Below are 21,877 nucleotides of genomic sequence, written 5' to 3'. Positions count from 1 at the left end.
CCGGCGGTTCCCCAGGTGCCGGTCCGCGGCGCCTCGAACCGCTTCCCCCCGGCGCCCCCGACGGGCGGCTGCCGACTCACAGGTTGCAACGGTATGCAACCCTCGCCAAGTTCCGTCCGCCCGACCGAAAATGTCCGCACGCCGCCCGAGCGGCGTGACAGCTCCTCCTCGGGGCTTCGGATCAGGGGTGGTGCCGAGTCGGCGCGGCGCCACCTCTGGGCCGGTCGACGGGCCCGGATCCCGGCTCGGAGCGGTTTGGGGACCGCAGGGGAGCCCGACGGGGGCTCCTCCCTAGCGCGCGATCCGCGCCCGTTCCACGACCGCGCGCAGATCCAGGCTGTGCGGCAGCGTGCCGAAGGCCGTACCCCAGTCACCGCCCAGCCGCGAGGCGCAGAAGGCGTCCGCGACCTCCGGCGGAGCCCATCGGACCAGCAGCGATCCCTGCAGCACCAGAGCCATGCGCTCCACGACCCGGCGGGCCCGCGCCTCGATGCCCTCCAGATCGGCGAGATCCGTCAGCAGGTCCTTGATGGCCGAATCCAGCCGGTGGTCGGCGCCCCGGGCCAGGCCCACCTCCTGGAGGAAGGCGTTCAGCGCCTGCGGCTCCCGCTGGAGGGCGCGCAGCACGTCCAGGGCCTGGACGTTGCCCGAGCCCTCCCAGATGGAGTTGAGCGGGGATTCGCGCAGCAGTCTCGGCAGCCCGGACTCCTCGACGTAGCCGTTGCCACCCAGACACTCCAGGGCTTCGGCCACCATCGGCGTACACCGCTTCGTCACCCAGTACTTCGCGGCGGGCACGGCCAGGCGCAGGAAGGCTTTCTCCTGCTCGGTCCCGGCGTCATAGGCGGCGGCCAGGCGCAGCGTCAGGGTGGTGGCGGCCTCCGACTCCAGGGTGAGGTCCGCGAGCACGTTGCGCATCAGCGGCTGGTCGATGAGCGGTGCTCCGAAAGCAGAGCGGTGCTCCGCATGGTGCACCGCCTGCGTCAGCGACTGCCGCATCAGCGCGGCCGAGCCGATGACGCAGTCCAGCCGGGTCGCCGCGACCATCTCGATGATGGTCCGCACCCCGCGGCCCTCCTCGCCGACCCGTCGCGCCCACGTCCCGTCGAACTCGACCTCGCTCGACGCGTTCGACTTGTTGCCCAGCTTGTCCTTCAGCCGCTGGATCGCGAAGACGTTGCGCGTGCCGTCCTCCAGCACCCGCGGCACCAGGAAGCAGGTCAGCCCGCCCGGAGCCTGTGCCAGCACCAGGAAGCCGTCGCACATCGGCGCCGAACAGAACCATTTGTGCCCGGTCAGCAGGTACTCGCCGGACGCGCCCAGCGGCACGGCGGCCGTCGTGTTGGCCCGTACGTCGCTGCCGCCCTGCTTCTCGGTCATCCCCATGCCGAAGAGCACGCCGGCCTTCCGCGCCGCCGGCCGCAGGCCCTCCTCGTACACGTGCGAGGTCAGCCGCGGCTCCCACTCGGCTGCGATCGACGGATCGGCCCGCAGGGCCGGCACGGCCGCGTGCGTCATCGAGACGGGGCAACCGTGGCCGGCCTCCGCCTGCGACCACAGGAAGAACCCGGCGGCGCGGCGCAGGTGCCCGGCCGGCCGGCCCCAGGCGTCGGTCAGCCCGGAGGACACCGCGTGCCCGAGCAGCCGGTGCCAGGCCGGGTGGAACTCCACCTCGTCGATACGGTTCCCGTACCGGTCGTGCGTGCGCAGTTTCGGAGGGTTCTCGTTCGCCTGCGCGCCCCATTCCTGGGCCTGCGCGGAACCGGCCGCGCGCCCGAGGTCCGCGAGCTCCGCCCGTACCTCGCCGAGGAGTTCGGGAGCCGCGGACGCCAGGTGACGCTCGACGCCCTCGGTGAGGGCCCGATCGCCGCCGTAGACGTCGTAGCCCACCAGGGGCGGGGCCTGGTTGCTGACTGTGTGGGTGGTGGCTGCCATGCGGATACCGTAAGGACGTGCAGCCAGCAAAAGAAACACCCGAGCGGATCCCAGGACGGCTCCACCGGGCCCGCGCCCTCTACCGCAACGTCTCGAAGCGGAAGATGGGCTGGCTGCTGTTGAAGGACACCGTCAACTCGTGCATCGAGTACCGGATCCTCGGGCTCGCGGCCGAGGCGGCGTTCTTCACCCTGCTCTCGCTGCCCCCGCTCTTCCTGGGCCTGCTGGGCCTGCTCGGCTACGTCGACGGGTGGACGGACACCCGTACCGTCGAGAGCATCGAGGAGAACATCCTGCGCGCTGTCGGCACGGTCCTGTCCGACCGCGGCGTCAACGACATCGCCAGACCCCTCCTGGACGACGTCACCCGCAGTGGCCGGCCCGACCTGATCTCCCTCGGATTCGCCTTCGCCCTGTGGTCGGGATCCCGCGCCGTCAACGTCTTCATCGACACCATCACCGTGATGTACGGGCTCGACGGCCACCGCGGCATCGTCAAGACCCGGCTGCTGGCCTTCCTGCTCTACGTCATCGCCCTGCTGATCGGCGCCATCGTGCTGCCGCTGATGGTGGTCGGCCCGGACGCCGTCGTCCGGCTCGTGCCGTGGGGCACCGAGGTGATCGCCGTCCTGTACTGGCCGACCGTGACCCTGCTGTCCATCGCCTTCCTGACGACGCTCTACCACGTGTCCGTGCCCGTGCGCTCGCCGTGGATCGAGGACGTGCCGGGCGCGCTGGTGGCACTGGCCATGTGGGTGCTGGGCTCGTTCCTGCTGCGGATCTACCTCACCAACACCGTGGAGGGGCCGACCATCTACGGCTCCCTGGCCGCGCCCGTCGCCGTCCTCCTCTGGATCGGCATCTCGGCCTTCGCGGTGCTCGTCGGCGCGGCCGTGAACGCCGCCATCGACCGCGTCTGGCCGTCGGTGGCCACGGCGGCGGCGCGCGAGGCGAACGAGCGGATCCGGGAGGCGGAGGCCGCGCAGCTGATCGCGCGGGCCGCCGCCTGGCGGGCGATGGCGGAGGGTGAGTCGGAGGACGACGAGGACGACGACATGCCGTCGGAGTTCCCGGAACGCTGGTCGAAGTTCCTGCCGCCCGAGGACTACCACTCGCGCCTGCGCAAGCACTGACAGCCCGAGCGGGGGGCGGCCGGGGCGGCGGGGCGGGGCGAGGCGGGCCAGGGCGCACGGCGGCTCGGCCGGGCCGATCGCACGAGAGGGGCGGGCGTAGCCTGGAGCCGTGTACGAGGAGACAGCGTCGGCCGGCGTGCCGGGAGCCGTGCTGTGGCAGGTCGAGGGCGGCGCCGGCGTGGTGCTGCCCGACGGGTGCATGGACCTGCTCTGGGCCGGCGGACGGCTCCTCGTGGCGGGGCCCGACACAGGACCCCATCCCGCCGGGGAAGTGCACGCCGGGGCCGTCGCCGGGATCCGGCTCGCGCCCGGTACCGCGCCCGCGCTGCTCGGCGTACCGGCGCACGTCCTGCGGGACCGGCGGGTCGCGCTCGCCGACCTGTGGCCCGCCCGGGAGGTACGCCGCCTCACCGGACTGGTGGCGGCGTACGGGGACCCGCGCGCAGGCCTCGAAGCAGTGGCCCGGGCCCGCGCGGCCGACACCGGGCCGGCCGACACCTTGGCCGCCGAGGTCGTAGCCCGGCTGCGGGCCGGGCAGCCGGTGGCCGCGATCGCGGCCGCGGCGGGGCTGGGGGAGCGGCAGCTGCACCGGCGCTCCCTGGACGCCTTCGGGTACGGACCGCGCAAGCTCGGCCGCATCCTGCGCCTGCGCCGGGCCCTGGCCCTGGCGGACGGGGGCCTGCCGTACGCCGAGGTGGCGCACGCGGCCGGCTACGCCGACCAGGCCCACCTCGCGCGCGAGGTGCGCGCGCTGGCCGGGACCACGCTGACCGCCTACTCGGGGGGCGCCGCCGGGGCGAAGAGGGAGACGCCGCAGCCGTCCGGGTCGAGGACCACGGCGTAGCGCTGCCCCCAGAAGGCGTCCCAGGGCTTCAGATGGCCTCGGTAGCCGGTCCGGGTCAGGTCGTCGTACAGGGCGTCCACCTCGGCGGGGGAGTCGCACAGGAAGGCCAGGTCCCGGCGGCCCTCGCCGGTGGGCGGGGTCCAGGACGGGTCGAAGGACCGGACGGTCTCCTCGGTGTCCCAGCCGATGCGCAGCCCTCCCGGGAGCGTGGCCTCGACGTGGGGGAGGCCGTCGGCCTCGGCCGGCACGTCCAGGCCGAGGCGGCGGTAGAAGGCGAGCGAGGCGGCCATGTCGGAGACGACCATGCCGATCATGTCGAATCGTGGAGTCATACCGGCAGGCTAGGCATCCCGGGCTCCGCGGTCTTGAACGAAACGGACACCGTCCACCCGGTCCTGCCCGCCGGCAGCACCGGCTGCCCCGCGTCCCGGACCGGGCAGCGCACGAGGATTGACGGTGCGTCAGATATGCGCGCTTGCTGTGTCGGGAAGCCGGTACGAGTGCGGGGACGGCGCCGCCCCTGCCGCGTTCCGGCCCGTCGACGCCCGCCGCCGGGCGGACGGCGGACACCCGGCGCGGCGGCTCCCGGGCCGCCCCGCCCCCGGCCGTGCGGGCCCGACATCCGCCGTACGCCCAACGAGCACCTCGCCCTCGGTGGGGGACCGCACTTCTGCCTGGGCGCGGGCCTGGCCCGCACCCGGATCAAGGCGCTGACCCGGGAACTCCTGCGCCACCACACCGACTTCGAGCTCACCGGCGAAGTCCGGAGGCTGCGCTCGGACTTCACCAACGGCGTCAAGCACCTGCCGGTCCGCTTCCGCGCATAGGCTTCCGGAATGAACGACAGCGCACACACGATACGGATCCGACCGGGCGGCCCGGCGGACGCACCGGCCCTGCTGGACATGCTCGACTCCGCCGTGGCCTGGATGAACGCCCGCGGGAACACCGAGCAGTGGGGCACGGTCCCGTACTCGCGGCGGCCCGGCGGCACGGAGCGGGTGGAGCGCTACACCACCGAGAACACCCCGTACGTCGCGGAGCTGGACGGGGTGCCCGTCGGAGCCCTGGTGCTGGACTCCGGGCCCAGCCCGCAGCTGCCGATCGCACCGGCCGGGGAGCCAGAGCGGTACGTGCGGCTGCTGGTCTCCGACCGGCGGCACGCCGGCCGGGGCATCGGCGCGGCACTGCTGGCGCACGCCGCCGAGGAGACCCTGAGGGCCGGCATCACCCTCCTGCGGGTCGACTGCTGGGCGGGCGGCGGGGGCGAACTGGTCGCGTTCTACGAACGCAGCGGCTTCACGCCCACCGACCGCTTCCTGTCCGGGGACTGGCCGGGACAGGTGCTGGCCCGGCGCCTCGGCGGGGCACTCGGCTGACGAGGCGGAAACGGCGCGGAGAACCTCCCGGGAAACGCCGCGGGAAACGTCCCGGGAAACGTCTCGGGGAAAAGGAGTGGCCCCGACGCGAGCGTGCTTGTTACGGTGGGGACGTTCCCGCCGAGCGGTGAGGGACCACGGCAACGTGTATGACCCGGAGGTGAGTTCATTGATGACTGTCATTGCGCAGGGCGCTGCCCGCACTCAGAAGACCATCGATGTGACCTCCGTGGTCTCCGGCTGACCTCACACCTCTCTTCGCGTGCCGCCGCAGGGCGGGCGCGTGCGGCCGGGGCCACCCTGTGAAGGGTTCCCCTTGTCTTTCTCCGCTTTCCCGCAGGCCTCGCTCTCGCACACCCTCGCCCCCCTCGGCTGGGACGACGCGTGGGCGGCCGAGTTCATCCCGTACGCCGAGCAGGGCCTCGTACCCGGCCGTGTCGTACGCGTCGACCGCGGTCAGTGCGACGTACTGACCGCCGACGGCATCGTCCGCGCCGACACCGCCTTCGTCACCCCCCACGACCCGCTGCGCGTCATCTGCACCGGGGACTGGGCCGCAGTCGAGACCGCGGGCAACCCGCGGTACGTGAAGGCATACCTGCCGCGCCGGACCGCCTTCGTGCGCTCCACCTCGTCGCAGCGGTCCGAGGGGCAGATCCTCGCCGCGAACGTCGACCACGTGATCATCGCGGTATCCCTCGCCGTGGAGCTCGACCTGGGGCGCATCGAGCGCTTCCTGGCCCTGGCCTGGGAGTCGGGGGCGCAGCCGCTGATCGTCCTCACCAAGGCGGACCTCGTCCCGGACCCGGTCACCCTCGGCCACCTGGTCCAGGACGTGGAGACCACCGCCCCGGGCGTCCAGGTCCTCACCGTCTCCTCCCACACCGGGGAGGGCACCGACGTCCTGGGTGCGATCGTCGCCGACGGCACCAGCGTCCTGCTGGGCGTCTCCGGCGCGGGCAAGTCCACCCTGGCGAACGCGCTGCTCGGCACGGAGGCCATGGAGGTCCAGGCCACCCGTGACGTCGACGGGAAGGGCCGTCACACCACGACCACCCGCAACCTCCTCGTCCTGCCGGGCGGAGGGGTCCTCATCGACACCCCGGGCCTGCGCGGCGTCGGGCTGTTCGACGCGGAGGCGGGCGTCGGGCAGGTCTTCTCCGAGATCGAGGACTACGCCGCGCAGTGCCGCTTCCACGACTGCGCCCACGAGGCGGAGCCGGGATGCGCGGTGCTCGCCGCGTTGGAATCGGGGGCCCTGCCGGAGCGGCGTCTGGAGAGCTATCGCAAGCTCCTGCGGGAGAACCAGCGGATCGTGGCGAAGACGGACGCCCGGCTGCGGTCGGAGATCCGCCGCGACTGGCGGCTGAAGTCGGCGGAGGGCCGGGCCAACTACTCCGCCAAGCGCGGCAACCGGGTCTGATCCGACCGCCCCGCCGCCGGGCTGCCCGGCCCGACGGCGGGGCGGCCCGGGGTGGCCGCTCAGAGCCCCCACGCGTGGAAGGGGAAGAACCCCACCGGGTTCACCCGCGGTTGCCCGGCCGCGTCCACCGGCCGGACGCCCCGGGTGCCGGGAGCGGAGGCAGCCGAGTTCGGCCTCGCTGGGCGGGACCTGGGCCGGTCCTTCCCGCGCCGGTATTGGGTGATCAACCGGCCCGTTCCCTGTGTACTCTGGGCGAGCTTTCGAACCCGTTCAAGCATCAACAGAAAATGGGGGGCCGGTGCGCAATCGCCGACTCATAGTTTCCGCCGCCGTCATCGCGGCCGGCGTAGGTCTCGTCCCTGGCATGGCCCAGGCCGACGGCCCGGCCAAGCCCGACGCGCACGGGGTGAGCGCTCCGGACGCGGACCTCGGCAAGGCCGCGGCGTCGAACTTCAGCACCTTCACGAGCGCCGCCGAGCGTACCGTCCGGCCCGCCGGCAAGGGCGACGCCCAGGCGCAGGGGAGCGCCGCCTCGGAGCCGACGGTCGGGCTGTCCGCCAAGGGCACCAGCGCCCGCGGGATCAGCCTGAGCCTCGCCGTCAGCATCGACCCGGACGCCCAGATCTCGGCGTTCATCGAGTGGGGCGACGGCAGCTACGACGTGTTCGACACCTACGGTCCCACCAACCAGACCGTGGCCCACTCCTATTCGGAGATCGGCGCCTACACGATCAAGGTCACCTTGAAGGACGGTACGGGCGAGCGGGGCAGCAACTCGCTCGCCGTCGTCACGCCGGGTTCCGACTTCACGCCGTACAAGCCGACCCGTCTCCTGGACACCCGCAACGGCACGGGCGGGCCGAAGGCCAAGATCCCCGCGTACGGCACCACCCGGGTGAGGATCTCCGGCAACGGCGACATCCCCACGGGGGTCACGGCCGTGGTGCTCAACGTCACCGCCACCAACACCAACAGCGCCGGCCACGTGACGGTCTGGCCCGAGGGCAGTGAGCGTCCGAACACGTCGAACGTCAACTTCGCCAAGGGGCAGACCGTCCCGAACCTGGTCATCGTGCCGGTCGACAGGAACGGCTACGTCGACCTGTACAACGGCGGCTGGGAGTCGGTCGACCTGATCGCCGACGTCACCGGCTACTTCACCCGGACCACGTCCAGCGGCTACACGCCGATCAACCCGTCGCGCTTCGTCGACACCCGCAACGGCACGGGCACCGCGCAGGGCCAGGTCCGCGGGCAGGCCACTTTCGGCACCAAGTTCGCCGGCCGGGACGGCATCCCGGACGACGCCACGGCGGTCGCGCTGAACGTGACGGTCACGAACCCGCGCGAGGCCGGCCACCTGACGGTGTTCCCCAGCGGGGGCAGTGTCCCGATCACGTCCAACGTCAACTTCCGCGCCGGCCAGACGGTCGCGAACTCCGTGATCGTGCCGGTCGGCCCCGACGGCTCGGTCAACTTCCGCAACGGCGCCTGGAGCGGCACCGACGTGATCGTCGACGTCGTCGGCTACTACCGCGTCGGCAGCCGGGGCGCCTACCTGCCCTTCGTCCCGGAGCGTCTGCTCGACACCCGTGACAGCTCGGACTGGGAGTGGGGCCCGCTGGAGGGCCAGGGCTACATCTACATGCCGCTGTCCACCCAGCGCCCCGCCAACACGGCCTACGTGCTGAACACGACGGTCACCAACACCCGGGGCGAGGGGTACCTCACGGTCTCCCCGGACCCGAACACGCTGAGCGCCTACCAGGGCGGCTGGGCCGGCTGGCCCACCCCGCCCAACTCCTCCAACCTGAACTGGAAGCGGTCCGAGACCGTCCCGAACCTGGTCCAGGCCGGCATGGGGGACAACGGCATCGTCGACTTCTGGAACCGGGGCTGGGACGACATCGACCTCGTGGTCGACATCTTCGGCGTGTACCAGACGAACTGATCCACCGGCGCGGCCCGTACGACACGGCGCCCCGGGAACGGCCCCCAGCGGTCCGCTGCCCGGGGCGCCGCCCGTTGCCCGCCGGCATCGACCGGCGGCCCCGATGACCTGGAGGAAGCGGTCTGAAGGAAACGGTCTAGTGGTCGAACGGGGCGCCGCACCGGGGGCAGTCGGGGGTGGCGCGGCCGGGGTCGAGGCATCCGCATGCGTCGCAGACGAGGTGCAGCAGGCAGGCCGGCTCGCCGGCGTCGTCCACCGGCTCGGCGGGTGTGTTCGGTGCGGGCGTGTCCATGGCGGCTCCCCGGCGGGACGGTGACAGCGGCAGGCCTCAGGGCCTTCGAGCGTAGCCCTGTTCGCCGGGACCGTCCCCGGCTCGGGAACCCGGGCGCCGTGCCCGGTGCCGGGCCGGCGGCGGCCGGCACCGGGCGGCGGTGTCAGGCCCCGGCCGGGGTGCGTGGTGCGCGGCGCATCGCCCACAGGGCCGGGCCGCCTCCGGGGAGCCGCGCTTGCCCGAGCACGGTGAAGCCGAAGTGCTCGTAGAAGGGCAGGTTGTCGGGCTTGGAGGACTCCAGGTACACCGGCAGGCCCGCCGCGTCGGCCTGCGCCAGACCCGAGCGCAGCAGGGCCGCCCCGTGCCCCTGGCCGCGGGCGGCGGGGTCGGCGCCGATCACCGCCAGGTACCAGTGCGGCTCGGTCGGGGCGTGCTGCACGGCCTCCTCGACGGCCTCGCGGAACAGCCCGGCCCGGTCGCCGAGGATGTCCTGGAGCTCCTGGACGGTCTCCGCGTCGGGCACGGCCTTCGCCCGGCCCTCGGGCGCCACCCAGAAGGAGGCCGCGGCGTCGGTGCGCTCGCACACGCCGTGATGGACGTACTGCCGGGTGAACAGCGTGGTGAAGTAGCGGCTCATTCCCGCCTCGCGAGAGGCGTCGTCGGGGAAGAACCAGCGCATCATCGGGTCGTCCTCGAAGGCGGCGGCCAGCGTGCGGCCGACCATGCGGGCATCGTCGATCGTTGCCGTCTTCGGAGCGTTCGTCATGGGCATACGGGTCATTCTGCACCCTTGATGATCTTGACTGGGGGGCGGGCCCCCTCGCCGGCGCCCGCCAGCAGGAAGTACAGCGGCGGCAGGGCCAAGTCCGCGGGGCCGCCGCGGCGGCAGCTGCCACTTCACCGCCTGGACCACGAGCAGCAGGGCCGTCGCCGCGACCAGCAGCGACCACGCCGGCGCCGACCGCTCGTGCAGCGCCCACCACAGCAGTCCGGCCCACACCAGCCAGGTCCCGGGCACACCCGGAACCAGTACCCCGACCAGCCCGAGCAGCAGCACCAGACCCACCAGGAGCAGCTGCGGCACGTCCACCCGCCCAGCGTGCCCGACCAGTGGCTACCGGGCCACCCAGCCACGTTCGTACGCGTGCCAGCCCAGCTGCAGCCGGGTCGTCACCCCCGACAGCTCCATCAGGCCCTTGACCCGCCGCTGCACCGTCCGCAGACCCAGCTCCAGGTGCTTGGCCACGCTCGCGTCCGTCATCCCTGCCAGCAGCAGCGAGAGGATCTCCAGATCCGTGGCGTCGGGGACGCCCCCGGCCTCCTCCGCCGCACCTGCCGCCCCCAGCCGCAACGGCAGCGACTCCCGCCACACCGCCTCGAACAGCCCCGTCAGGGACTCCAGCAGCCCGGACGCGTGCACCACCAGCGCCGCGGGCTCCGCTCCGCGCGCCGTCAGCGGGACCATGGCGAGGGTCCGGTCCGCTATCACCAGCCTCGTCGGGACCTCCGCCGTCACCCGGACCTGCTCGCCCCGGGCCAGCGCCGTCGACGCCTCCCGGATCCCGCTCGGCAGGGTCAGCACCTCCCGCTCGATCACCACCCGGTGGTCGACCCCGCGCACCGATGCCCGGTCCTCCGCCTCGTTGTCCGTACCCCTCACCACCTGGGGGCGACGGCCGCTGACCAGCGCGCACACCTCCTTCTCGGCGCCCAGTCGGAGCTGGTGGAAGCGGTGCGCCACCGCGCTCGCGCCCTGCACCACCTCCACGAGGTCGTGCACCGCCCGTTCGGCCGCCTCCGCCCGGTACTCCTCCGCCAGCAGCGCCGCCGCCCGCTCCGCCTGTTCCAGCTCGTGCCGCTGCTGGGTCAGCAGGGCCCCGAGCGCCACCCCCGGCGGGGCCGCCACCCAGCGCCCCGGCCGCGCCGAGGACTGCGCCGCCAGCCCGTGCCGCTCCAAGTGGCGCAAGGCCCGTTCGGTCTGCGGCACCGGCAGGGTCAGCCGGTGCGCGAGGTCGGGGACCTCGGCCGCGCCCAGCGCCACCAGCGCGCGGTACGCGGACTCCTGGCCCTCGTCCAGGCCTATGGCACCCAGCAACCCGTCCACCACCTTTCGACACGACGCCCGGCGGGAAGCGGCCACGGCGCAAACCCGCCGCCGACATCATCGCCGCACCCCCCGCCCCTGTGCCAAGGTTGCGCCACCGCAGCACCAACATCCGTAGGTCAGAAGCCATTTACGCGGCAGCTTTGCCGTGCAATGCAGCAGTTGGCCGGAATTCAACCGGGGAGAGCGATGCGCACCATATCCGCGCACGGCGATCGGGGCGGCCACAGCGGCCGTCCTCGCCGTCACCGTCGTCGGCCCGTCGACGGCGCAGCAGTGGGCCGACGGAGCGCCCCGCCGCACCAGCCGCCATCGCGATGCCGCGCGCGGACGGCTCCCAGCCGCTCGCACCCCGAAGTCGCGGCGCTCGCCGCCGGCCGAACTCTTCGACGTCACTGGCTCGTCCGGCAGGGCGACGACGACGCCCACACCCAGAAGGTGCCGCTCATCGCGGTCCACGACGCAGCCGTGAACGTGGCGCGCAGCACCCCGCCCCCGCCCCGCGACGCCGACCGCTCCCTCGCCCCCGGCTCCCTCGGAGCCGTCGCCCAGGCCTCGCCGAGGGTCGAACCGACCGACGCGAAGGGCCCCACGGCCATCCAGGCGGTCGTGCGGGCGTACGACGTCCGCTGATCCGTACGGGCGGGACGGAAGGGTCCACCGGGCGGCGGCCGGTGGACCCTTTTCGCGCATTCGGCGTTTTCGGCCCCCACCGGAGGCCGAGAATGAGGGCATGAGTCAGCAGGGCGCGGACGACTGGTGGCAGAAGCTCTACGAGGACCCGGACGCGGGGCCGGCACCCGACCCGGGGGACACCCTCGACAACCGGTTCCGGTCGGCGGCGGGCCTGACGGCGGAACCGGCCGAGGCGCCGCCCCCCGTGCCGCAGGAGCCGGTACGGGAGGCGGAGTTCGGGCCCGGGCCGGGGCGCGGGCCGTTGCCGGCCCCGCGACCGGAGCCGGACGCCGTGCTGCCCGCACGGCCACCGCTGCCCGACGCGGCCCGCCGGGAGCCCCCGCGGCGACCGGCGGCGGGGCCGGTGCCCGCGCCGCGCCCGGCCCCCGACGGCCTGCCCGCGGCCCCGGCCGCGCCGCCTGCCGAGCGGAGCGCCCCGGCGCAGCCCCCGCACCGTGCGCTCGACCAGCCGGCGGTGCAGGTGCCGTTGGCCGGCGAGACGCACGGTCCGCCGCCGCCTCCGGCCGCGGCTCCCGGCGCGCCGGCCGGGCCACCGCGGGTCCCGCCGCCCACCGCGGAGGCCGCGGCACCGCCCGGCGCGGAAGGGGCTACGCCCGGCCCGGGGTTCGGGCCGTTTGCACCGCCGCCCGCCCGCGGAGTCGCTTCCGGCGCGCCCGCCGCGCCGCCGTCCGGGCCACCGCCGGTCGCGCCGCCCACCGCGGAGGCCGCCGCACCGCCCGGCGAGCGGTACGGCCCGCCACCGCCTGCGGCGCCGCCCTGGCACGGGGCCCAGCCGCGCGATCCCCGTACCGGCGGCGCCACCGGCTACGCCCTCGGGGGCGTCGAGGTGCCGCCGGCGCCCGGCCCGGAGCTGCCCACCCCGCGCGCCCGGGCGCCGCGCCCGGAAGACCGCACCGAGGAGGTCCCGCAGCCCGCGCCCCGCCCCGGTCCGGCGCCCGCCCCCGTACGCGCACCCGGGCCGGACGCCCAGGACGCCGCGGACGTCACCGCGCCGCGGCAGCGGCCCGAGGTGCGGCACCTCGGCGACCGCGCACCCACCTACGCCGCCGAACCGGGCGGGCTCCCGCCCGCGGACCCGGCCGCCCTCGACGGCCTGGTCCCGGACACCGTCCTGGAGGGAGCCCGCTACGGCGGCTACACCCTCCGCGCCGCCTCCCTGCGCGGGGACTCCGCCCGCTACCGCGGCGAGATGCGCCGGGACTTCCTCCTCACCGCCCGCTTCGGCAGCGGCGACGACGCCCTGGTCCTGGTGGCCCTCGCCGGCGGGGACCGGGCCGCGCCCGGCGCCGCCGAGGCCGCCGCCGACCTGTGCCGCACGGTCGCCGCGGCCGTCGGCCGCAGCCAGGGCCGGCTGGCCGACGACATCCGGGCCGGCCGCCGAGACGCCCTGCGCTCGGGCCTGCAGCGGCTCACCGACCGGGGCTACGGGCGCCTGCGGGCCCGCGCCGCAGAGCTGGGGCTCGCGGAGGAGGAGTACACGGCGGGACTGCGCGGACTGCTGCTGCCGGTGGACCCCGAATGCCGTACCCGGGTGTGCTTCGGCTCCGGCGCGGGCGGACTCTTCCGGCTCCGCTCGGGCCAATGGCAGGACCTGGAACCGGCCGTTCCCGCCGCTCCGGCCGCACCCGCGCCGACCCCCGCCCCCGCCGACGGAGCCGACGAGGCGCCCGGGGAGCCCGGCAGCCCCTTCCGCTTCCGGGCCTCCGTGGCCAGGCCCGGGGACACCCTGCTCCTGTGCTCCGGCGGCCTGGCGGAGCCGATGCGGGAGGAGGCCGCCCTCCAGGCGGAGCTCGCCGCCCGCTGGGGCGAGCCGGAGCCGCCCGGCCTCGCCGCGTTCCTCGCGGACACCCAGCTCCGCCTCAAGGGCTACGCCGACGACCGCACGGCCGCCGCAGTCTGGGAGGCGTAACCGGCGCGGGCATGGCTGGATGGGAGGCATGGCGAAGCAGAACGTGGCGGAACAGTTCGTCGACATCCTCGTGCGCGCCGGCGTGCGCCGTATGTACGGGGTGGTCGGCGACAGCCTCAACCCCGTGGTGGACGCGATCCGCCGGACCGGTGACATCGAGTGGATCCAGGTCCGCCACGAGGAGACGGCCGCCTTCGCGGCGGGCGCCGAGGCCCAGATCACCGGCCGCCTCGCCGCCTGCGCCGGATCCTGCGGCCCGGGGAACCTGCACCTGATCAACGGGCTGTACGACGCCCAGCGCTCGATGGCACCGGTCCTCGCGCTGGCCTCGCACATCCCCTCCAGTGAAATCGGCCTCGGCTACTTCCAGGAGACCCACCCCGACCAGCTCTTCCGCGAGTGCAGCCACTACAGCGAGCTGATCTCCAACCCGCAGCAGATGCCCCGGCTGCTGCAGACCGCCGTGCAGCACGCCATCGGCCGCAGCGGGGTCAGCGTGGTCGCGCTGCCCGGGGACATCGCCTCCCAGCCCGCCCCGGAGAAGGCGGTGGAGCACGCCCTCGTCACCGCCCGGCCGACGGTGCGCCCCGGCGACGGCGAGATCGAGAAGCTGGTCCGCCTCGTCGACGAGGCCGACCGGGTCACGCTCTTCTGCGGCAGCGGCACGGCCGGGGCGCACGCCGAGGTGATGGAGTTCGCCGAACGGGTCAAGGCCCCGGTCGGGCACGCCCTGCGCGGCAAGGAGTGGATCCAGTACGACAACCCCTACGACGTCGGCATGAGCGGGCTGCTCGGCTACGGCGCGGCCTACGAGGCCACCCACGAGTGCGACCTGCTGATCCTGCTCGGCACGGACTTCCCGTACAACGCCTTCCTGCCCGACGACGTGAAGATCGTCCAGGTGGACATCCGCCCCGAACACCTCGGACGGCGCTCCCAGCTGGACCTCGCCGTGTGGGGAGACGCACGGGAGACCCTGCGCGCCCTGAACGCGCGGGTGAGGACCAAGACGGACCGCCGCTTCCTGGACCGGATGCTGAAGAAGCACGCGGACGCCCTGGAGGGGGTGGTGAAGGCCTACACCCGCAAGGTCGAGAAGCACACGCCGATCCACCCCGAGTACGTGGCCTCCGTCCTCGACGAACTGGCCGACGAGGACGCGGTGTTCACGGTCGACACGGGCATGTGCAATGTGTGGGCGGCACGCTATCTTTCCCCGAACGGCAAGCGGCGCATCATCGGGTCGTTCAGCCACGGCTCGATGGCCAACGCCCTCCCCCAGGCGATCGGCGCACAGTTCACCGACCGCGGCCGTCAAGTGGTGTCGATGTCGGGTGACGGCGGTTTCTCCATGCTGATGGGAGATTTCCTCACCCTGGTGCAGTACGACCTGCCCGTCAAAGTGGTCCTCTTCAACAACTCATCGCTCGGCATGGTCGAGTTGGAGATGCTGGTTTCCGGCCTTCCCTCCTACGGGACGGAGAACAAGAACCCGGACTTCGCCGCGATCGCCCGCGCGGCGGGCGCCTACGGGGTCCGCGTGGAGAAGCCCAAGCAGCTCACCGGTGCTTTGAAGGACGCTTTCCGGCATCGCGGACCCGCTCTGGTGGACGTGGTGACCGACCCCAACGCCCTGTCGATCCCACCGAGGATCAGCGCCGAAATGGTGACCGGATTCGCACTGTCCGCCAGCAAGATCGTGCTCGACGGCGGGGTGGGACGGATGATCCAGATGGCTCGATCCAACCTCCGCAACGTGCCCCGCCCGTAAGCCCGCAGGAGTGCGGATCCGCCCGGAGGGCATGCATCCCGTAGGCCTGTTCGAGAGCAACGGACACGGGAGGGACACCGCCGTGCGGGTGGGGGCGAAGACGGGGAAGCTGTGGAGGAGAGGGGCGCCGGTACCGCGCGAACCCTCCACGGCCGAGGACGGGGAAGCGGTGGACACCGTGCGCATCAGCCGGAGCGTGCGCCGCGCCGACCTGAAGGCGGTGGGCGAAGTCCGGCGGGCCCTCAGGGAGCTGATGCGCCACCGGTGCCGGACCGAGGCCACGGACGTGGCCGAACTGCTGATCACGGAAATCGTCACGAACGCGCTCGTCCACACCGACCGCGGCGCCGAGGTGTCCGCGAGCCTCACCGCCGCCCGGTTACGGGTGGAGGTCCGCGACCACGCCGCACGCCGGCCCCGGCCGTACGTACCGACCGCCGACGACGGTACGCACGGCCGGGGCCTGGTGCTGGTGGAGGCGCTGGCCGACGACTGGGGCGTGGACGCGCTCGCCCTGGGTGCCGGCAAGGTGGTGTGGTTCGAACTCGACGGGCGCCGCGAAGCCCCGTACGCCGCAGGGCCCGCCTGAACCGGCGGGCCCTGCGGGGGTGTCCCCTTCACGTCGGGACCGGTCAGCCGAACTGCTGCTCCAGGTCCTTCAGTTTGCGCTCCAGCGAGTCCAGCCGGGGAATGGTCTGGGTGTCGTCCTCGGCGGTGAGGTCCACCGTCCGGGCGCCGGTCACGTCAGTGGATTCGGTGTGGTTGACGGCCTGCAGTGAGGGCCGGCGGCGTAGCGGCAGCTGTCCCGAATCCGGTATGGCCGGCTCCGCGCCGACCGGCGCGGAGCCCGCTCCCTGCGTCAGTTCCGGAAGCTCGACCTGGCGGCCGCGGGACCGCCCGAACGCCCGGTTCTGCCGGCCCAGCGCCTTGATGCGCGCCCGGTCGAGCCGGTTCTGGTCGCGCCTGCGGTGCCGGTCCTGCTCCCGCTCCTTCTTGTCCTCGCGCACCTCGTCCACGGCCTCGTCGAGGGTGCGCACCCCCTCCAGCAGCATGAGGGACCACGCGCCGAAGGTCTCCCGGGGGGCCCGCAGCCAGCGGACCATCCGGATCTGCGGCAACGGCCGCGGAATCAGCCCCTGTTCGCGCAGCGCCGCCCGGCGGGTCTGCTTGAGGGCGCGGTCGAACAGGACGGCCGCCGAGAGGGACATCCCCGCGAAGAACTGCGGAGCGCCGTCGTGACCCAGACCGCGCGGAGCGTGCACCCAGTTGAACCAGGCGGCCGCGCCCGCGAACAGCCAGACCAGCATGCGCGAACCGAGGGCCGCGTCGCCGTGGCTGGCCTCGCGGACGGCGAGCACCGAACAGAACATGGCGGCGCCGTCGAGGCCGAAGGGCACCAGGTACTCCCAGCCCCCGGAGAGGTTGAGGTTCTGCCGGCCGAAGCCGACCAGTCCGTGGAAGGAGAGCGCGGCGGCCACCGCCGCGCAGCAGAAGAGCAGGACGTACGAGGCCGTCCCGTAGACGGCCTCCTTGCGCCGCCGCCGCTCCTCGCTGCGCTCCCAGCTGTCGTCGGCCGCGGCCTTCTCGCTCTCGCGCTTGCCCCGTGCCAATACCGCAACCGCCGCAAGTACGCCCAGGATCAGCAGGCTGCCGGGCAGCAGCCAGTCCAGCGATATGTCGGTCAGTCTCATGCGGATGTCCCTTGCCTCGCGTATGCGGCTGTGCGGCTTTCCGGGCGCCATAGTGGCGTAGCCGGTGCGCGGTGCACGCGGGTTTCGGGGCAAGTGGACGCCATTGGGGGGCGCGGCCCGCCGGATAGGGTGTTGTATCTCGAACTGGCGCCCGTATGGGTCGAGTTGTGTTCGATTACGGCCACCGCTACGGGTGGGTTAGGCGGCGTCCGCCGTCAGGCGGGTGATGCGGTCCGCGTCGCAGGTGCGGGGGCAGGTGACACAGGTGTCCTCGGGCCGGATCGTGTAGAAGAAGCAGCAGCTGGCCCGGTCCCGGGTGGGCAGCTCCCGGCCGTCGGGGCCCGAGAGCGTGCGGAAGCCGGCGCCCCCGGTGTACGGAGCCGTCGAGCCGGGGAGCAGTGCCTCCAGTTCGGCCATCGTCCGCCGCTCCTCGCCGAGCAGGTGGCCGACGTACCAGAGGCTCTCGACGACCTCGTCGGTCACCATGCCCCACAGGGCGCGGCGGCCGCGCCGCATGCGCGGGCCGAAACCTTCCAGCACGGGTTCGAGGTGCTGGGCCACCGCAGCCCGCACCTCTTCGCGCAGCGCCTCCTCGTCGGGCACGACCCGGGCCCCGGGGAGGGCGGCCGCCGGGTCGTCCGGCAGGCAGGCGAAGCTTTCGACGTGCACGGCCATCCGGCCGAGGGTCCGGTGGAAGGCGACCTCGGAGACCGGGAGCCGGGGGACCCGCCGGTCGAGGAACCACGGCAGCGTGATCAGCAGGCAGGCGGGCCACGCGTACCGGTGCAGCCCGAAGCTCGCGACCACATCGGGCCGCGCCCGGGTGCCGTAGTCCCTCAGGACCTGGGCGTCGTCCGAGGCGAGGAAGGCGTCGAGGGCGGCCCCGCCGGCCGCCAGCTCGTCCGCGCCGACCCACCCCGCACCGCGAGGGGAGGGTTCGTGCGCGGCCCGCTCGACGACCCGCAGGCCGCCGTACGCTTCCGCCAGCCGGGCGTACGCGTCCGCCACCGCGGAGCCGGGCGGGGCAGGGGCGACAGGCGGGAGGGCCGAGACGGTCATGACGGGCCACCGATCACACGATCGTTAACAGGTAAGCCTTACCTTACCTGATTGTGGTCGGTCCGCACCCACCCGTTGCGTGGCGCTTCACCTATTCTCTGGACAGGTCGAAACCCGGAGGAGGACCGAGTGCACGAAACGGCCCACGCCCGGGTACCGGCACAAAGGCGGAAGGTGTTGCGCCATTCGGTGCGCGGGCAGGTCTTGGACGCGCTGCGCGCCGCCCTGGTCGACGGCGAGCTGGTGCCGGGGGAGATCTACTCGGGCCCGGCGCTGGGGGAGCGCTTCGGGGTCTCCGCCACCCCTGTGCGCGAGGCGATGCAGCAGCTGGCCGTCGAGGGAGCGGTGGAATGCCTGCCGAACCGTGGCTTCCGCGTGCTGTCGCGCACCGCGCGGGAACTCGCCGACCTGGCGGAGGTCCGGGCCCTGCTCGAAGTGCCCGTCATGCTGCGGCTGGCCCGGACCGTGCCGGAAGCCGACTGGCAGGCCCTGCGCCCGGCCGCGGCCGCCACGGCCGAGGCGGCCGCGGCGGGCGACCTGCCGGGGTACGCGGAGGCGGACCGGGCCTTCCACCGGGCGGTGCTGCGGCTGGCGGGCAACGACCAGCTGGTGCACGTGGCGGAGGAACTCCACCGCCGGTCCCAGTGGCCCCTGCCGGGCGCTCCGCGGGTCCGGCGGGCCGATCTCGTCGCCGACGCGGCCGAGCACTCTGCGCTGCTGGAGGCGCTGATCGCGCGGGACCTCCCGGTGGTCGAAGCCCTGGTCCGAGAACACTTCGCCGGCGCCTGACGCCTGCGGGGCTCAGCGACTCCAGGACCGGGCCCGCCCGGACCCGGTCCTCGAACGCGTTGCGCCCGGCTACGCTCCTGGCCCCCGGGCCCGGGCCCCGAACTCCGGCAGGGCCGGTTGTGCGGGGGTCCACACCTGAAGCGCCGGACAGTCGTCGAGGCGCGGGAGCGGAGTGGGCCGGGCTACGCCGCAGGCGACGGGGCGGGCGACGGGGCGGGGTGGAGCTGGTCCGCCAGCCAGGTCGGGATGCCGCCCAGGAGGTGGAACAGGCGGCGGGCCTCCGCGCGCAGGCGGGTGGCCTCCGGTTCCGGCTCGGCCTCGGCCAGTGCCGCCAGCGCCGGGGCGGTACCGATCAGGAAGCCCAGGTCCTCCCGGATCCGCAGCGACTCCGCAAAGCCCTTGCGGGCCTCGGCGACCTCGCCGTCCCGCAGGGCCAGCGCCGCCAGGTGCCGCCAGGTGAAGGACAACAGCAGGGTGTCGCCGTGGGCCTCGGCCCCCGCGTGGGCGCGGTGGTACGCCGGCCGCGCCGACTGCGGCGCGTCCGCCAGGTGCTCGGCGACCAGGCCGCGGCGGAAGTCCAGCAGCGGACGGGTCCGGGAGCCCGGTGACAGCAGGGCCGCGGCCCGGCCCAGCGCGGAACGGGCCTCGTCGGCCCGGTCGCGTACGCCGAGCACGGTCGCGGCGTAGGCCAGGTGGCCCCGCTCGCACGCCGCCGCGCCCCGGTCGTCGTCGTCCTGGGCGACCGCCTCGGCGACCCTCAGCGCGTCCTCGGCCTCGGCCCAGCCCTGGCCGGTGAACAGGCACCGTTCGACCAGCAGCGCGGTGCGCTGCACGGCGGCGGCCGCCTGGCCGGCCTTGCCGACGTGAGGCGTCAGCAGGGCCGCCGCGTCGGTCCAACAGCCGCGCGAGCGCAGCCGCCATATCGCCCGCTGGAGGGGGTCGTCTCCCCCGGTAGACCCGGCACCCGACATGGCGGTATCCGCCACATTGCCCTCCCCGAAGCAATCAAGCAGCACATGGTTGAGCCCTGGGGCGAAATGAGAGCACGGATCGCAGGCTCCGGCCAAGGGGTCGGGTGAACTCTTTCACAAAGTCCGGACGGATCATCAGCGCCGCCGGCCATCCCGCGGCCGGTGGCGGAGAGGATCTCCTCAGCTCATGCGCAGTGCCAGGAAGAAGTCGAGCTTGTCCTCCAGCCGGGAAAGGTCCCGCGCCGTCAACTGCTCGATTCGCCCGACACGGTAGCGCAGCGTGTTGACGTGCAGGTGCAACCGCGTCGCGCAGCGGGTCCAGGAGCCGTCGCAGTCCAGGAAGGCCTCCAGGGTCGGGATGAGCTCCGCCCGGTGGCGCCGGTCGTAGTCCCGCAGCGGGTCCAGCAGCCGGGCCGTGAACGCGCGGCGCACGTCGTCCGGGACGAACGGCAGCAGCAGCACGTGCGAGGCCAGTTCGTGGTGGCCCGCCGCGCAGACCCGGCCCGGACGGGCCGCCGCGACCCTGCGGGCGTGCCGGGCCTCCTCCAGCGCCCCGCGCAGCCCCTCGGCGGAGTGCACGGCCGCGCTGACGCCCAGGGTGAGCCGGCCGTCGTCGGCCAGGCCGGCCGCCAGGGGTTCGCGTACTACCGCGAGCAGCTCGTCGGCGTGCAGGGCCGTGGCAGGGCCCTTGTCCTCGCCGGCGTCCCCGGCGAGCGAGGGCAGCGGCACGAGCGCGATGGCCTCGTCACCCGCGTGGGCCACCGCGATCCGGTCGGACGGCTCCGGTCCCGAGACCGACGGGTCGACGAGGATCTCCTCCAGCAGCGACTGGGCCACCGGGCCGCCGGGGATGTCCCCGTTCTCCCAGTCCACCCGTGCCACGACGACCTGCCAGTGCGGGGCGGCGCCCAGCCCGGGCAGCAGCACCGGGGCCGCCACCCGCAGGCGGGCGGCGATCTCGGCCGGCGCGGCACCCGTCTGGACCAGTTCCAGGACCTCTTGTGCGAGGCGGCGGCGCACGGTACGTGCGGCGTCGCGCCGGTCGCGCTCCACGGCGATCAGCTGGGTGACGCCCTGGAGCAGGTCCAGGCGCTCGGCCGGCCAGTCGCCCGCGTCCGCCTCGACGGCCAGCAGCCAGTCGGAGAGCACCGTTTCGCGCACGTCACGGGCGGTCGGACCGGCCGCCCCGCGACCGTGTCCCCTGATCGGGAAGAGCGAGTAGGTAATACCCTGGATGGAGATCCGGTGCGGTCCTCTGCGGCCCGTCCGGACCGCCGCGAGGTGCTCGCCCGCCAGGGCCGCACAGATACCCGGCGCCAGCGGCTCGCCCGCCCCGGCGATCTGCCGGCCGGTGGGGGACAGCACCCAGGCCCGGAGGTCGAGGTCGGTGGTGAGGAGATCCAGCACCACGTCGGGGCCGCCACCCGCCGGACCCGACGTCATCAGGCGGCGGTGCCGGTCCACGACGGCCGCCAGGTCCCCGGCGCGCTCGCCCGAGACCTGCCGTACGACGTACTCGGTGATCGTGGCGAATGCAACGTCCTCGTTCACGGCGAACAGCGGCAGCCGGTTGCGCAGGCAGGCCGATACGAGGTCGTCCGGGATGGCACCCAGCTCCGCCTCGCCCGCGGCGAGGCCCGCGACACCGGCGCTCGCGAGGATTCGTACGAACGGCTCGGAGTCGGCTGAATTTCGCCTCCAGGCCAGCCCGGTGAGGACGAGCTCGCCCCCGGACAGGTACCGGCTGGGATCGCGCAGGTCGGTCGTCATGACCCCGCGGACCGTACGGTCGAGTTCGTCCTCGCCGCCGAGCAGCCGCAGCCCCAGCGCCTCGGTCTCCAGCAGTGCGCGCAGCCGCATGATGTCGCCGCCGATCTGTCTCGAATGTTGCCGTTGGAAATCGGGCAGGTCGTCGCATCCTGCCTTTCATACGAATCTACAAGACGAGGGA

At 73.8% G+C, this 21,877-nt stretch carries 20 protein-coding genes and 1 pseudogene; 11 read left to right on the top strand and 10 right to left on the bottom strand.

Features of this window, described 5'->3' with window-relative positions:
- Positions 1–291: 291 nt before the first annotated feature.
- Entirely contained in the window at positions 292–1,935 is a 1,644-nt protein-coding gene (locus AB0F82_RS23255) for an acyl-CoA dehydrogenase family protein (protein ID WP_362630936.1), read from the bottom strand.
- Positions 1,936–1,952: 17 nt separating this feature from the next.
- Between AB0F82_RS23255 and AB0F82_RS23250 the strand changes: the two genes are divergently transcribed.
- The gene (locus AB0F82_RS23250; RefSeq protein WP_362630933.1) at positions 1,953–3,068 is read left to right on the top strand and encodes a YihY/virulence factor BrkB family protein; all 1,116 of its coding nucleotides are present in this window, start codon (positions 1,953–1,955) and stop codon (positions 3,066–3,068) included.
- A gap of 109 nt (positions 3,069–3,177) precedes the next feature.
- Positions 3,178–3,912 carry a helix-turn-helix domain-containing protein gene (locus AB0F82_RS23245; protein WP_362630930.1) on the top strand — a complete coding sequence of 245 codons (735 nt, stop codon included), beginning with the start codon at positions 3,178–3,180 and terminating at the stop codon, positions 3,910–3,912.
- Here AB0F82_RS23245 and AB0F82_RS23240 read toward each other — a convergent pair.
- Positions 3,843–4,244 carry a VOC family protein gene (locus AB0F82_RS23240; protein WP_362630927.1) on the bottom strand — a complete coding sequence of 134 codons (402 nt, stop codon included), beginning with the start codon at positions 4,242–4,244 and terminating at the stop codon, positions 3,843–3,845. The genes AB0F82_RS23245 and AB0F82_RS23240 overlap by 70 nt on opposite strands.
- A gap of 168 nt (positions 4,245–4,412) precedes the next feature.
- Here AB0F82_RS23240 and AB0F82_RS23235 point away from each other — a divergent pair, with 168 nt between their 5' ends.
- The 4 genes from AB0F82_RS23235 to AB0F82_RS23220 all read left to right on the top strand — a co-directional run bounded on the left by AB0F82_RS23235 (position 4,413) and on the right by AB0F82_RS23220 (position 8,665).
- Positions 4,413–4,739 (top strand): hypothetical protein, encoded by a 327-nt coding sequence (locus AB0F82_RS23235; RefSeq protein WP_362630924.1) that lies wholly within the window; start codon positions 4,413–4,415, stop codon positions 4,737–4,739.
- Positions 4,740–4,748: 9 nt separating this feature from the next.
- Positions 4,749–5,291, top strand: a complete 543-nt coding sequence (locus AB0F82_RS23230) for a GNAT family N-acetyltransferase (RefSeq protein WP_356815563.1) — start codon at positions 4,749–4,751, stop codon at positions 5,289–5,291.
- 316 nt (positions 5,292–5,607) lie between these two features.
- A complete protein-coding gene (gene rsgA, locus AB0F82_RS23225; RefSeq protein ID WP_362630921.1) occupies positions 5,608–6,714 on the top strand; it encodes a ribosome small subunit-dependent GTPase A in 1,107 nt (368 codons plus the stop codon).
- A gap of 364 nt (positions 6,715–7,078) precedes the next feature.
- Positions 7,079–8,665, top strand: a complete 1,587-nt coding sequence (locus AB0F82_RS23220) for a hypothetical protein (protein WP_362630918.1) — start codon at positions 7,079–7,081, stop codon at positions 8,663–8,665.
- A 136-nt stretch (positions 8,666–8,801) separates the two neighbouring features.
- On the opposite strand, the gene AB0F82_RS23215 is transcribed toward AB0F82_RS23220, so the two are convergent.
- From AB0F82_RS23215 to AB0F82_RS23200, 4 genes and pseudogenes are all read right to left on the bottom strand, one after another.
- Positions 8,802–8,957, bottom strand: coding sequence for a hypothetical protein (locus AB0F82_RS23215; protein WP_362630916.1), 156 nt, complete (start codon positions 8,955–8,957; stop codon positions 8,802–8,804).
- A gap of 142 nt (positions 8,958–9,099) precedes the next feature.
- Positions 9,100–9,717, bottom strand: coding sequence for a GNAT family N-acetyltransferase (locus AB0F82_RS23210; RefSeq protein ID WP_362630953.1), 618 nt, complete (start codon positions 9,715–9,717; stop codon positions 9,100–9,102).
- 78 nt (positions 9,718–9,795) lie between these two features.
- Positions 9,796–10,026: pseudogene (locus tag AB0F82_RS23205) on the bottom strand (DUF456 family protein); the annotation flags it as partial.
- A 24-nt stretch (positions 10,027–10,050) separates the two neighbouring features.
- Entirely contained in the window at positions 10,051–11,031 is a 981-nt protein-coding gene (locus AB0F82_RS23200) for a helix-turn-helix domain-containing protein (RefSeq protein ID WP_362630913.1), read from the bottom strand.
- A gap of 447 nt (positions 11,032–11,478) precedes the next feature.
- Between AB0F82_RS23200 and AB0F82_RS23195 the strand changes: the two genes are divergently transcribed.
- From AB0F82_RS23195 to AB0F82_RS23180, 4 genes are all read left to right on the top strand, one after another.
- Positions 11,479–11,673, top strand: a complete 195-nt coding sequence (locus AB0F82_RS23195) for a hypothetical protein (protein WP_362630911.1) — start codon at positions 11,479–11,481, stop codon at positions 11,671–11,673.
- Between the two features lie 100 nt (positions 11,674–11,773).
- Positions 11,774–13,645: a protein phosphatase 2C domain-containing protein gene (locus AB0F82_RS23190; protein ID WP_362630909.1), complete on the top strand. Its 1,872-nt coding sequence runs from the start codon at positions 11,774–11,776 to the stop codon at positions 13,643–13,645.
- A 28-nt stretch (positions 13,646–13,673) separates the two neighbouring features.
- Complete coding sequence (locus AB0F82_RS23185) at positions 13,674–15,416, top strand: pyruvate dehydrogenase (protein ID WP_362630906.1); 1,743 nt, start codon at positions 13,674–13,676, stop codon at positions 15,414–15,416.
- A gap of 31 nt (positions 15,417–15,447) precedes the next feature.
- On the top strand, positions 15,448–16,005 hold the full coding sequence (locus AB0F82_RS23180; protein ID WP_362630903.1) for an ATP-binding protein: 558 nt from the start codon (positions 15,448–15,450) through the stop codon (positions 16,003–16,005).
- Positions 16,006–16,048: 43 nt separating this feature from the next.
- Here the strand turns inward: AB0F82_RS23180 and AB0F82_RS23175 are convergent, their stop codons facing one another.
- Together AB0F82_RS23175 and AB0F82_RS23170 are read right to left on the bottom strand one after the other, a co-directional pair.
- Complete coding sequence (locus tag AB0F82_RS23175) at positions 16,049–17,107, bottom strand: DUF2637 domain-containing protein (protein WP_362630900.1); 1,059 nt, start codon at positions 17,105–17,107, stop codon at positions 16,049–16,051.
- A gap of 198 nt (positions 17,108–17,305) precedes the next feature.
- Positions 17,306–18,166 (bottom strand): (2Fe-2S)-binding protein, encoded by an 861-nt coding sequence (locus AB0F82_RS23170; protein WP_362630897.1) that lies wholly within the window; start codon positions 18,164–18,166, stop codon positions 17,306–17,308.
- A gap of 93 nt (positions 18,167–18,259) precedes the next feature.
- Between AB0F82_RS23170 and AB0F82_RS23165 the strand changes: the two genes are divergently transcribed.
- Positions 18,260–18,955, top strand: coding sequence for a GntR family transcriptional regulator (locus AB0F82_RS23165; protein WP_436842136.1), 696 nt, complete (start codon positions 18,260–18,262; stop codon positions 18,953–18,955).
- A 182-nt stretch (positions 18,956–19,137) separates the two neighbouring features.
- Here the strand turns inward: AB0F82_RS23165 and AB0F82_RS23160 are convergent, their stop codons facing one another.
- Together AB0F82_RS23160 and AB0F82_RS23155 are read right to left on the bottom strand one after the other, a co-directional pair.
- Entirely contained in the window at positions 19,138–19,926 is a 789-nt protein-coding gene (locus AB0F82_RS23160) for a hypothetical protein (RefSeq protein WP_362630951.1), read from the bottom strand.
- Between the two features lie 180 nt (positions 19,927–20,106).
- Positions 20,107–21,786: a PucR family transcriptional regulator gene (locus AB0F82_RS23155; protein ID WP_362630892.1), complete on the bottom strand. Its 1,680-nt coding sequence runs from the start codon at positions 21,784–21,786 to the stop codon at positions 20,107–20,109.
- Positions 21,787–21,877: the final 91 nt, after the last annotated feature.

Source organism: Streptomyces virginiae (assembly GCF_040638905.1).
In the GTDB taxonomy this organism is placed as follows: domain Bacteria; phylum Actinomycetota; class Actinomycetes; order Streptomycetales; family Streptomycetaceae; genus Streptomyces; species Streptomyces virginiae_B.
The sequence above is the reverse complement of the archived record's forward strand: the minus strand, read 5'-3'. Positions and strand labels throughout refer to the sequence as shown.